Origin of the sequence: Streptomyces sp. BK208, assembly GCF_004364245.1 — a bacterium.
GTDB lineage: Bacteria > Actinomycetota > Actinomycetes > Streptomycetales > Streptomycetaceae > Streptomyces.
On the sequence record NZ_SOAV01000001.1, the window covers coordinates 747,863 to 759,260 of the forward strand.

At 72.4% G+C, this 11,398-nt stretch carries 8 protein-coding genes; 4 read left to right on the forward strand and 4 right to left on the reverse strand.

Annotated features, from left to right (window positions below; translation table 11 throughout):
* Window positions 1–19 precede the first annotated feature (19 nt).
* A complete protein-coding gene (locus tag EV562_RS03425; protein ID WP_133885116.1) occupies window positions 20–970 on the forward strand; it encodes an alpha/beta hydrolase in 951 nt (316 codons plus the stop codon).
* Window positions 971–1,016: 46 nt separating this feature from the next.
* A complete protein-coding gene (locus EV562_RS03430) occupies window positions 1,017–2,204 on the forward strand; it encodes a cytochrome P450 (RefSeq protein ID WP_133885117.1) in 1,188 nt (395 codons plus the stop codon).
* 174 nt (window positions 2,205–2,378) lie between these two features.
* Here the strand turns inward: EV562_RS03430 and EV562_RS03435 are convergent, their stop codons facing one another.
* The 3 genes from EV562_RS03435 to EV562_RS03445 form a co-directional block, all read right to left on the reverse strand.
* Window positions 2,379–4,355, reverse strand: coding sequence for an AfsR/SARP family transcriptional regulator (locus EV562_RS03435; protein WP_243859955.1), 1,977 nt, complete (start codon window positions 4,353–4,355; stop codon window positions 2,379–2,381).
* 52 nt (window positions 4,356–4,407) lie between these two features.
* Window positions 4,408–5,784, reverse strand: coding sequence for a salicylate synthase (locus tag EV562_RS03440; RefSeq protein WP_133885119.1), 1,377 nt, complete (start codon window positions 5,782–5,784; stop codon window positions 4,408–4,410).
* Between the two features lie 757 nt (window positions 5,785–6,541).
* Complete coding sequence (locus EV562_RS03445; protein WP_133885120.1) at window positions 6,542–8,065, reverse strand: DHA2 family efflux MFS transporter permease subunit; 1,524 nt, start codon at window positions 8,063–8,065, stop codon at window positions 6,542–6,544.
* A gap of 135 nt (window positions 8,066–8,200) precedes the next feature.
* On the opposite strand from EV562_RS03445, the gene EV562_RS03450 reads away from it, so the two are divergent.
* Both EV562_RS03450 and EV562_RS03455 read left to right on the forward strand, forming a co-directional pair.
* The gene (locus EV562_RS03450) at window positions 8,201–8,908 is read left to right on the forward strand and encodes a TetR/AcrR family transcriptional regulator C-terminal domain-containing protein (protein WP_133885121.1); all 708 of its coding nucleotides are present in this window, start codon (window positions 8,201–8,203) and stop codon (window positions 8,906–8,908) included.
* A 167-nt stretch (window positions 8,909–9,075) separates the two neighbouring features.
* Window positions 9,076–9,741, forward strand: a complete 666-nt coding sequence (locus EV562_RS03455) for a TetR/AcrR family transcriptional regulator C-terminal domain-containing protein (RefSeq protein WP_133885122.1) — start codon at window positions 9,076–9,078, stop codon at window positions 9,739–9,741.
* A 37-nt stretch (window positions 9,742–9,778) separates the two neighbouring features.
* On the opposite strand, the gene EV562_RS03460 is transcribed toward EV562_RS03455, so the two are convergent.
* On the reverse strand, window positions 9,779–11,368 hold the full coding sequence (locus EV562_RS03460) for an AMP-binding protein (RefSeq protein ID WP_133885123.1): 1,590 nt from the start codon (window positions 11,366–11,368) through the stop codon (window positions 9,779–9,781).
* Between the last annotated feature and the right edge of the window lie 30 nt (window positions 11,369–11,398).

Consider the following 11,398-nt stretch of genomic DNA (forward strand, 5'->3'; position numbering starts at 1 on the left):
CCTTCGAGAGGAGCACCGCATGCCACAGCACCGGACCGTCGAGGTCAACGGACTCCGACTGCACCTGGTGGAGGAGGGAGAAGGACCGCTCGTCCTGCTGCTGCACGGCTTCCCGGAGTTCTGGTACGCCTGGCGCCACCAGCTGCGGCCCCTGGCGGAGGCCGGATTCCGGGTGGTAGCGCCCGACCAGCGCGGCTACGGCGACAGTGACCGCCCGGCGGCACCGGAGGCGTACTCCGTGCTGCACCTGGCCGGGGACGTGGTCGGGCTGATCCGGGCGTTGGGTGAGGAACGGGCGGTCGTGGCCGGTCACGACTGGGGCGCCTTGGTCGCCTGGCAGAGCGCGCTGCTGCGGCCGGACGTGGTGCGCGCGGTGGCGGGACTGAGCATCCTGCCGATGTCCCGCGGCCCGGTACCCCCACTGCGCGCCATGCGCGAGCGAACCGGCGGCCGGTTCTACTGGAACTACTTCGAGGAACCCGGCGTCGCGGAGGCCGAGTTCGGCAAGGACCTGGACCGCACGTTCCGCCGTCTGCTCTACGGCGCCTCCGGTGACCGGCAGCAGCCGCCGGCCCCGCCGCTGGTGCCGCCGGGCGGTGGATTCCTCGACCTCGCGGCCGACCCGGAGACCCTGCCCGGCTGGCTGACCGAGGAGGACATCACCGCGTACGTGACCGCCTTCGAGCGCTCCGGCTTCACCGGAGGACTCAACTGGTACCGCAACCTCGACCGCAACTGGGAGCTCACCGCCGCCTGGCAGGACGCCCGCATCGAGGTGCCGGCGCTGTTCGTCGTGGGCGACCGCGACCGGGCCTTCCCCGGCGACGACAAGATCGTCCCCGCCCTGTCCGGCCCGGCCCCGCACCACCACGAGCCCGTGATCGTCCGGGGCGCCGGGCACTGGGTCCAGCAGGAACGCCCCGAGGCCGTCAACGCCGCCCTGGTCGGTTTCCTCCGCTCCCTCGGCTGACCTCCTGGCCCTCCGTACTTCCGTATCCCTGCACTGAGGAGACACCTTGGCCAGTGACAAGCCCCTCGATCTCGCCGCGCTGGGCGACGACTTCGCCAGGGATCCCTACCCGGTCTACGAACGGCTGCGGACGCAGGGCCCGGTACACCGGGTCTGGATGCCCGAGGGTGCCGAGGTCTGGCTCGTCGTGGGCCACGCCGAGTCCCGCGCCGCGCTCACCGACCCCCGGCTCTCCAAGCAGTGGAAGCACGCCGCGGAGTCCTTCCCCATCAAGAGTCCGTCGGGCAGTCACATGATGAACTCCGACCCGCCGCAGCACACCAGGCTGCGCAAGCTGGTGGCGCGGGAGTTCACCCCGCGGCGGATCGAGGCGCTGCGCCCCCGGGTCCAGGAGATCACCGACGAGCTGCTGGACAAGATGCTCGCCGAGCCCGGCGGCCGGGCGGACCTCGTGGACTCCTTCTCCTTCCCGCTGCCCATGTCGGTGATCTGCGAACTGCTGGGCGTGCCCTTCCTGGACCAGGCGGAGGTGCGCCGCTGGGCGGACGCGGCCGTCTCCGCCCAGGACCCCGCGGAGCGCCGGGCCGCCGCCGCCGACGCCGCGCGCTTCATCGCCGCGCTGGTGGACGAGAAGCGCCGCCGTCCCGGAGCCGACCTGCTGAGCGCGCTCACCGTCGACGAGGAGGGCGACCGGCTGACGACGGACGAGCTGATGGGCACCGTGTTCCTGCTGATCGTCGCCGGTCACGAGACCACCACCAACCTCATCGGCAACGGTGTCTGCGCGCTGCTGCGCCACCCCGACCAGCTCGCCGAGCTGCGCGCCGACTTCTCGTTGCTGGAAGGCGCCGTGGAGGAGATGCTGCGCTACGACGGAGCGGTCGAGAGCGCGACGTTCCGCTTCGCCACCGAACCGCTGGACATGGGCGGGCACCGCATCGCGCCCGGCGAGGCGGTGATGGTGGATCTCAACGCCGCCAACCGCGACGGGACACGCTTCGACGACCCGGACCGCTTCGACATCCGCCGGCCCACCGCGGGCCACGTCGCCTTCGGTCACGGCATCCACCACTGTCTGGGCGCGCCGCTGGCCCGGATGGAGGCCCGGATCGCGATCCGCAGCCTGCTGGAGCGCTGCCCCCGGCTGGAGCTGGACACGGATCCGCACCTGGTGCCGTGGCGGCACGGGATTCTCGTCCGGGGTCCGCACCGGCTGCCGGTCCGCTTCGCCTGACGCCGGGGACCGCGACCGCGCCGGCAGGCCCGACCTGCCGGCGCGGGACGGCCCGGGCCTCCGGGCCGCGGAGATGCGGAGTGCCAAGCCGCCCACTCCCCGGACACCGCGGCCACGCCGGGGCGCGTGCGCGCGGCCGCGGGAGCCCTCCCCCGCGGCCGGGACGACACGCGATCACAGGGGCACGGCACCCGCGCACGCCGCGTCGCGGCCGGCGACCGGAACCGCCCGCCGGCCCGGTAGCCGCTGCTCGGCCTGGAGCAGACGGGTCAGGGCCGCCTGCCGCAGCGGCAGCGGCTCCCGCTCGGCGCACTCGGCGGCGAAGATCCGGATCAGGTCGTGAAAGCGGAAGGTCTGCCGGCCCGCGTCGTCCAGTAAGTGGCTCTCGACCAGCAGGTCGAGCAAGGGGCGGGCGGTGTCCCAGCCGACGCCGGAGAGCGCCGCCGCGCTCCCCACCGTGATCACGTCCCCTCGGTGCAGGCCGAGGTAGCGGAACATCCGTGCCGCCTCGGCGGGCAGCGCGAGGTAGGACGACTCGAACACGGTACGCACGCTGGTGGCGGCGTCGTCCTCCACGGCGAGACGGTCGAGCCTGCCGCGCTCGGCGGAGTACTGCTCGGCCAGCGCGGCGGCTGACACGTTCGGTCTCGCCGCCAGTTGCTCGGCGGCGATGCGCAGCGCCAGCGGCAGCCCGCCGCACAGACGCACCAGCCGCAGGGCGACCGGGTCCTGCGCGTGCAGCCGTCCGCCCCCGAGGTCGGACAGCAGCCGTACCGACTCCGCCTCGTCCAGCGGTCCGAGCCGGACCAGTTGCGCGCCGTCGCGCACCGCCAGCCCGGTCAGCCGCTGCCTGCTGGTGGCCAGTACGCAGGACGGCCCACGGGGGATGAGCGGCCGCAGCTGGTCGGCGTTGACGGCGTCGTCCAGGACCACCAGCATGCGCCTGCCGTGCAGCAGGCTGCGGTACAGGGAGGCACGCCCGGCCAGGTCGGCCGGAATCCGGCTGTCCTCGGTGCCGAGACCGCGCAGCAGCTGTGCGAGGGCCTCGGCGGCGCTCAACGGCCTGGCGCACAGGCTCGTGCCGCACAGGTCGACATAGAGCTGACCGTCGGGAAAGCGGTCCAGCAGCCGGTGGGCCAGCCGCAGGACGAAAGCCGTCTTGCCCACACCGGCCGCCCCGTCCGCGACGACGACCGTCGTCGTGGCGCTCGGCTGGGCGCAGGATTCGTCCAGCAGCTTCTCCATGCGGGCCAGCTCGGTGGTCCGGCCGACGAAACCCCTCGCCAGCGCGGGGAGTTGCGCGGGCCGGACGCGTAGCGCGGCGGGCGTCCCGGTCCTCTCGGCCAGGTTCCCGGCGGCCGGCCGCCCCACCGGGGGCACGCTCCGTCCGGTGAGGATCTGCTGGTGCAGGCTCTGCAGCTCGGCGCCGGGTTCGATGCCCAGTTCCCGGCTGAGCAGCTGTCTGGTCTGCGCGTACACCGACAGGGCGTGCGCCTGGCGGTCGCTGCGGTACAGGGCGAGCATCAGCAGCCAGCGCAGCTTCTCCCGGAGGGGTTCCTCACTGACGGCCGCGGACAGCTCCGGCACGGCCTCCGCGTGCCGTCCGTCGGCCAGCATGACCTGGGCCCACTCCTCGATCGCGGTGAACCGGAGGTCCTGCAGGCGGGTGCGCTCCATGGCGGCGAAGGGCCCGGGAACACCGGAGTAGGCGGAGCCCCGCCACAGCGACAGCGCGTCCCCGTACAGGGTCAGGGCACGCGCCGTGTCCCCTTCGGCCGCGGCCCGGCGGGCGGTGGCGTGGCGGCGGGCGAAGAGCAGGGCGTCCACCTCGTCCGCCGTCACGCTCAGGCAGTAGCCACCGGCGGCCGAGGCGAGCACCGAACTGGTGCCCCTCCTGCCCCGGTCGGGGTCGAGCACGCGGCGCAGTCCCGCCACGTAGGTGTGTACGCCGCCCGCGGCGCTCTGCGGGGTGTCCGTGCCCCAGACGCCGTCGATGATGTGCTCCACGCAGACGACCTCGCCCCCGCGGCCGGCCAGCAGGCCGAGGACGGCGCGTTGTTTGGGCGGGCCGGTGCGCACTTCCTCGTCGTACTGCCAGGCCCTTACCGGTCCCAGCAGCTGGATCCGCAGGGTCTCCCCCGTAGTCGACACGATCAGTCGCCTCCCGAAGTTGCGCCGTGCCTGTCAGTGCTACCCAGATCGTTCAGCGGTGCGTCCTCGCGTCCGCGGCGCCCGCCGGACGGGCCGACCACGCTTGTCGGGCGGGCTCCTCACCGCGCGCGACGAGCGTCCGCGCCACGCATCGCAGCTTCTCCCTGGTCTCCTCCAGTTCTCGCTCCGGGCTCGACTGCTCGACGATCCCGGCCCCGGCCCGCAGCCAGGTACGGCCGTCCCGCTCGTAGACGCTGCGCAGGACCAGGGCCGCGTCCATGCCGCCGTCCCGCGTCACCCGCATCACGGTGCCCGCGTAGGGACCGCGCGGTTCGGTCTCGCAGCGCCGTATGACCTCGTAGGCGGGGCGCTTGGGAACTCCGGAGGCGGTCACGGCGGGGAAGACCGCGGCGAACGCGTCCCAGGGGTCGGCTCCCTCGTGCATGCGCCCCACCACCCGGGACCCCAGGTGCTGGACCGAGCCGCGTTCCTTCACCGTCATGTACTCCTCGACGACCACGGTGTCCGGTTTGCAGGGGCCGGTGAGTTCGTCCACCGCCACCTTCACGGAGATGGCGTGTTCGTGCAGTTCCTTGGGATCGGTGAGCAGGTCCTCGCGCAGGCGGCGGTCGGTGTCGGCGTCCCCCGTGAGCGCGCGGGTGCCCGCCAGCGGCTGGCTGGCGACGCGCCCCGTGGCGTCCACCTCCACCACCGTCTCCGGACTGAAGCCGAGGCACTGCAGACCGCCCATGCGCAGCAGGAAGGACCGGGCCGGGGTGTTGGCCCGCCGGCCGGCCGCGTAAGTCGCCGGGAAGTCGAGCTCGCCCTCGACCGGGACGATCCGGGAGACCACCGCCTTCTGCAGGGCGCCACCGCGGATGTCGGCCACGACGGAGGCCACGGCGTCGCGGTAGGCGTCGGCCGACGCGTCCAGGTCGACCGGGACGGCTCGCGCGACGGGGCCCGCCGGGGCGTCGGTGCGGGTGACGACGGACTCCACCGCGGACAGGGTGCCGTCGTGGGTACTGCGCACCACGGCGCGCTCGCCGTCCAGGACGACCTCGGTCTCGGGCACGACCAGGTGCAGCAGGACGCCGCCGTCCAGCGGCATCGCCGCCACGGCGTGGGCGAGTTCGAAGGCGGTCCAGCCGTACGCGGCCCAGTCGGCGAGGGGCAGGCCGGCCAGGAAGCGCCGCACCGGGGCGATCGGGTCGCCGTACCAGGGCTCCTCCGTGGTGCTCCCCTGCCAGGTACATCGAACGCTGTCGGCGGTGACGACGACCTCCGCCGCTGTCCCGCCGGCCACGCACCATCCGCGCGGGTCTTCGTAGACGACGTACGTTCCGAACAGTCCGGAACCGGCAAGGGCCACCGCGATGTCGAGTGGCTCCCGGTCGGTCTCCAGCACAACGGTCCGGTAATGGATCATGCTTCTCATCCCTCTGGGTCAGAGGCGACCGCGGGTGACGGAACCCACTGTTTTCGGCCGCCGCGCTTGTCAATGGGGCGCATGCCGGCCGAAGTGGAACGCCGTCGATGAACGCGCGGGGGCAGCACCGACCCGCGACCGGCAGGCGTGGAACCATGTGAGCTCGCTACAGGGAATGCGCGCATCGCATAAGGAGCAGACGATGCGCCACCCGATAAGCGACGCATGACGCAAAAAAGCCGCAGGAAACAACGCCCTGTTGGAACAGGCGGCAGCTAAAAACGCCGTCCTGGAATTGCCCGGAACGCATTATTCCGGTGCAGCATCCCTCGTGGTGCACTCTCTGGCAACATTGCAGACCTCGGAGTCAGTGGTGCACGGGCCGGCCTGGATTTCCAGAACCGGTCGACCGAGGTTCAATCTACTTAACGAAAGCTACACGAGCAACGATTAATAGTAAAACCTTCTCGGAGGAAGCCCTCACTGGCGACTCCCACTGCGATTTCTCGCCACTCACATTGCCTGACCGTAAATGTCACACAACCTTGTTGTGCAATTACCCGGAGACGTCCTGGCCGTCTCCGTCGCGACTGCCCCGTCAACGCTCAGCCATAAATCTCCCGGTGAATTCTTGGCCTGTTCCTGTCGTTCTGATCCGGTGTGACACACGGCGGCGGAGACCGACGGGGGATTCGAGCCTCCGCCACCGCGCCCACCGGTCCCGCGCCGCCGTCCGGCACCACGGAACCGAGTCCGGTCACGGCTTCCGGGTCACCTCCTGGCTCGGGGCGACGTCCGCAGCCGCTCCCGACGTCCCGTCGGCCTCGTCGCCGGCGCCCCGTACCGCCGAGGCTCCTTGCACGGCGGCCGGCCGGGGACGGCCCGGGAGCACGACGACCGCGACGAGGACGGCCAGCAGCAGGAACCCGCCCGCCAGGAAGAACCCCAGCGAATACCCGTCCACTGCGGCAGCATCGGGGGAAACGCCCGCGGCCAGGCGGTCGTCGGTACGCGTGGTCGCCGCGGTCACCAGCACCGCGAGCCCGAGCGCGCTGCCGACCTGTCGCGAGGCGTTCAGCAGCCCCGAGGCGGTGCCGGCTTCCTGCGGCGGAAGCCCGACGGTGGCCGCCGCCGTCAGCGGGACGAAGGCGATACCCACCCCGAGCCCGGCCAGCAGGGAGGGCAGCAGCACGTCGCCCAGGTAGCTGCCCGAGGGATCGGCCGTGCCGCACCAGGCGAACCCGACAGCGGCGATCAGACCGGCGGGCACCAGCAGGGTCTTGATGCCCGCCAGCTGCCGGCGCAGGATGCGGGTGGTGACCTGGATGGCGATCATCGCGGTCAGGCACAGCGGCAGGAAGGCGGCGCCCGCCTCGGCCGGACCCAGCTTCAGGATCCGCTGCAGATAGAGCGAGAGGAAGTAGAACACCGCGAGCTGTCCGGCCGCCAGCAGTGCCATGTAGAGGTTGGCGCCGGCGACGTTGCGCCGGGCCAGCAGGCCGAGCCGGATGAGCGGGTCCTCCATCGGGCCGTACTTCTCCCAGAGCACGAAGGCGACCAGCAGGGCGACGGCGGCGGACAGCGTGAGGATCGTGGTGGCCGACGTCCAGGACAGTTCCTCGGTACGCACCATGCCGAGGATCAGCAGACCCACACCGCCCGTGGCGAGAAGGGCGCCGAGCGTGTCGAGGCGTCCCCGGCGGCTGCCGAAGGTGCCGGCGGGGACACCGCGCAGGGTCAGCACGACGACCGCGAACGCCATCGGCAGATTCACCAGCATCACCCAGCGCCAGCCGGCGTACTCGGTGAGCAGGCCGCCGAGCAGTACACCGGCGCCGCCGCCGACCGCTGCCACGGCGGCGTAGACACCGAGGGCCCGGGTGCGCTCCTCGCCCTCGCGCTGCGTCAGGGTGAGGACCGCGAGCGCGGCCGGCGCCATCACGGCGGCCCCCACCCCCTGGACCGCCCGCGCGACGATCATGTGCCACGGCTCCTGGGCCAGGCCGCCGGCGAGCGAGGCGACGGCGAACGCCCAGGTGCCCCACAGCAGGATCCGCCGCTGTCCGTACAGGTCGGCCGCCCGGCCGCCGAGCAGCAGGAAGCCGCCGAAGAACAGGGCGTAGATGTTGACCACCCAAGGCAGCTGCGCGGTGTCGAAGCCCAGACCGGCTCCCATGTCCGGGAGCGCCACGTTCACCACCGTCATGTCGAGGGTCACCATGAACTGGGCGAGGGCGACCGCGATCAGCGCCTGCCCTCTGCTCAAGGCTGTGTCGGACATCCGCCCCTCCAGAATTTTCTTACCCGTATTACGTACGCGTACGATAACTCTAGCCGGGACGCGTTCGGTTGTCACTCGGTGCCCGTCGGAAGCCGCCGGACCGGCCTCCGAAACCCAGGTGGAAGGTGAGGACTCATGCGGCCGAACGAACCGGGAGCCACCGGTCGAAGGCGGATCGGACGGCCTTCCCGGCTGTCCCAGGAGGTGATCGTCGAGGCCGCCCAGCGGATCGTCGACACCGAGGGCGACGGCAGCCTGTCGATGAGGCGCCTCGCCCGGGAGCTGTCCATCACCCCGATGGCCCTCTACCACCACGTGCGCGACCGCGACCAGCTCCTGCGGCTGCTGCTGGAGACCAAGGCCCGCAGCCAGCCCCGCCCCGTGCTGCCCGAGGACCCCCGCGAGCGACTGACGGCCGCGGCGCTGCTGCTGCACGACGTGCTGGCCGGCTGCCCGTTCCTCAGCGAGATCCTCACCTCCGACGACCTGATGGACGCCTCCGCCCTGTGGGTCGTCGAGGCGGTCCTGGAGGCGGCGCTCGCCTGCGGGTTCACCGTGGAGGAGGCGAGCGGCCTCTACCAGGCCGTCGCCCACTACACCGTCGGCGAACTGCTGATCCGCCTGACCCGCGAACGCCACCTCGCCCGCCTCGACCGCCCGCCCTACCGCGCGGAAGCCCTGGGCACACTCCTGTCGCAGGACCACCCCCGGCTGTTCGCGCTGGCCGACCGCTGGTCCGAGCTCACCGCGCGGGACACGCACCGGGCGGGCCTGCAGGCCGTCCTGGGCGGTTTCCTGCGCACCCTCGACCAGGGCGGGTCGCAGGAGCCCGCGCCCGCCTGACGAAACCCGGCCGCCCCGGCAGGCATCCAGAAAAGGCCCAGATGGCCACCGGACAATGAACGGGGCCGGACGGGACGACCGCACGGCCGCCGCGCCGGCGCCGTGGCGGCCCTGGTACGAGGCGCACCCCCGGCCACCCGGACCGGGCCGTGACGGAAGATGGACGCATGCAGCACCGAACCCCACGCCCCGGCAGAACCGGCCGCCCGCCCCGATTGGCGCGTGAGGCGATCCTGTCGGCCGCCCAGCGCATCCTGGACGAGGAGGGCGCGGAGAGTCTCTCCATGCGCCGACTCGCCAAAGAGATGTCCAGCACGCCCATGGCCCTGTACCACTACGTGCGGGACAAGGACGAGTTGCTGGTGCTCCTCCTGGAGGAGCACGCCGCGGCCTTTCCCCGGCCCGAGCTGCCGTCCGAGCCGCGGGCCCGGCTGCTCGCCTCGGCGCAGGTGCTCCACGACATCCTCGTGGACTGCCCGTGGATCGTCGAGGTCCTCGCCTCCGACGACCTCTTCGCCGTCTCGGCGATGTGGATCGTGGAGAACATCCTGGACGCCTGCGTCGAGTGCGGGATGACCCCCGAGGAAGCCGTCTACGCCTACCGCGTCATCTGGTACTACACCGCCGGTGAGCTCACCGTCCGCTTCAACCGGGAGCGCCGCCTCGCGCGTCTGGACCGGCCGCCGCACCGCGATCAGATCGGTGCTCTCGCCGCCGAGGAGTTCCCGCTGCTCACCTCGCTCGGTCCCCGCTGGGTGGAGCTGACCACGGAGGTCGGCCACCGCCGGGGCCTGCAGGCGGTCGTGGACGGACTGTTGGCCCAGACGACCTGACCGAGCCGCCCGGCCGCCACTGGTGCCGGGCGTCCTGTCAGCCCTCCAGAATTTTCCGCAACTCCTTCTTGTCGATCTTGCCGACCCCGGTGAGGGGAAGCTTCGGGAGGACGACGAGACGGTCCGGAAGCTTGTACGCGGCCACCCCGGACTCCCGCATGAGCGCCTGTGTCTCACGCAGGGTGGGTTCGGGTTCCGTCTCACGGACCACCACGCAGGCGCAGGTCTGCTCACCCATCAGCGGATGCGGCAGTGCCAGTACCGCCGCCGCGACCACGCGCGGGTCGGCCAGGAGATGCTCCTCGACCTCCTGGCAGGGCACCTTCTCCCCGCCGCGGTTGACCACGTCGTTGTTCCGGCCCACCACCTCCAGGTCGCCGGAGGCCGAGCGGCGCACCAGGTCGCCGCTGCGGTAGAAGCCGTCCTCGGTGAACCGGGTCCGGTTGCGCTCGGGGGCCCGGTAGTAGCCGCGCAGCGTGTACGGGCCGCGCGTGTACAGCTCGCCCACCTCGCCCGGCCCGGCGTCCGTGCCGTCCTCGCGGACGACCCGGACCTCGTCGGCCGGGGACAGCGGACGCCCCTGGTAGTGCAGCACCACCTCCTGCGGGTCGTCGGGCCGGGTGAAGTTCAGCAGGCCCTCGGCCATGCCGTACACCTGCTGGAGCGTGCAGCCGAGCCGGCCCGGCACCTGGCCGGCGGTGGCCGGGTCGAGCCGGGAGCCGCCCACCTGAAGCAGCCGCAGCGAGGACAGGTCGTTGTCGGTCCACTCGGCGGCGTCCAGCCACAGCGGCACGAGGGGCGGCACCAGCGAGGTGACGGTCACCCCGGCCCGCTCGACGAGCGGGAAGCACTCCTCCGGGGTGGGGGCGGGCGCCGGCACCACCGTGCCGCCGGCCCGCAGGGTGCCGAGTACGCCGGGGCAGGCCAGCGCGAAGTTGTGTCCCATGGGCAGCGCGCACAGGTAGCGGCTGTCGGGCCCGACCCCGCACAGCGACGCGCTGGCGCGGAGCTGGTAGACGTAGTCGGCGTGGGTGCGCGGGATCAGCTTCGGCGGGCCCGAGGTGCCCCCGGACAGCAAGAACAGCGCCACGTCCGCCGGGTCGGGTGGCGCGAGCGGCACCGGGTCCGCATCGATGGCGGCGAGGGCGGTGTACGGGCCGGGGGCCCCGGCGACCAGCACGTGCCGGAGCGAGCCGGTGCGGGCCAGAACCTGCCGGGCCAGGTCCCGGTGGTCGCAGTCCAGCACGCGGTCCGCGCACACGTAGGCCACGGCCTCGGAGGTCTGCACGAGGTGGGTGATCTCCGCGGCGCGGTGGGCGGGCAGCGCGAACACCGGCAGGGCACCGAGCCTGAAGAGCGCCAGGCACACCACGATCATGTCCGTACCGTTGGGCAGTTGGACGACGACCCGGTCCCGGGACGCGATGCCCAGTGCCCTCAGCCCCGCCGCCGTCCGGTCGGCGGCCAGGTCGAGCTGACCGCGGGTCAGGAGGGTGTCCGGGGTGACGACCGCGGTTCGGTCGGCGTCGCCGTCCGTGACGCGGCCCAGCACTTCGTCGGTCCAGTACCCTTCGGCCCGGTACCGGGCCGCGTCGGGATCGGGCCAGGGCGTGCAACCGTCGAGCATGTGAGAACCCCGTTTCCGTGTCGATGAGGC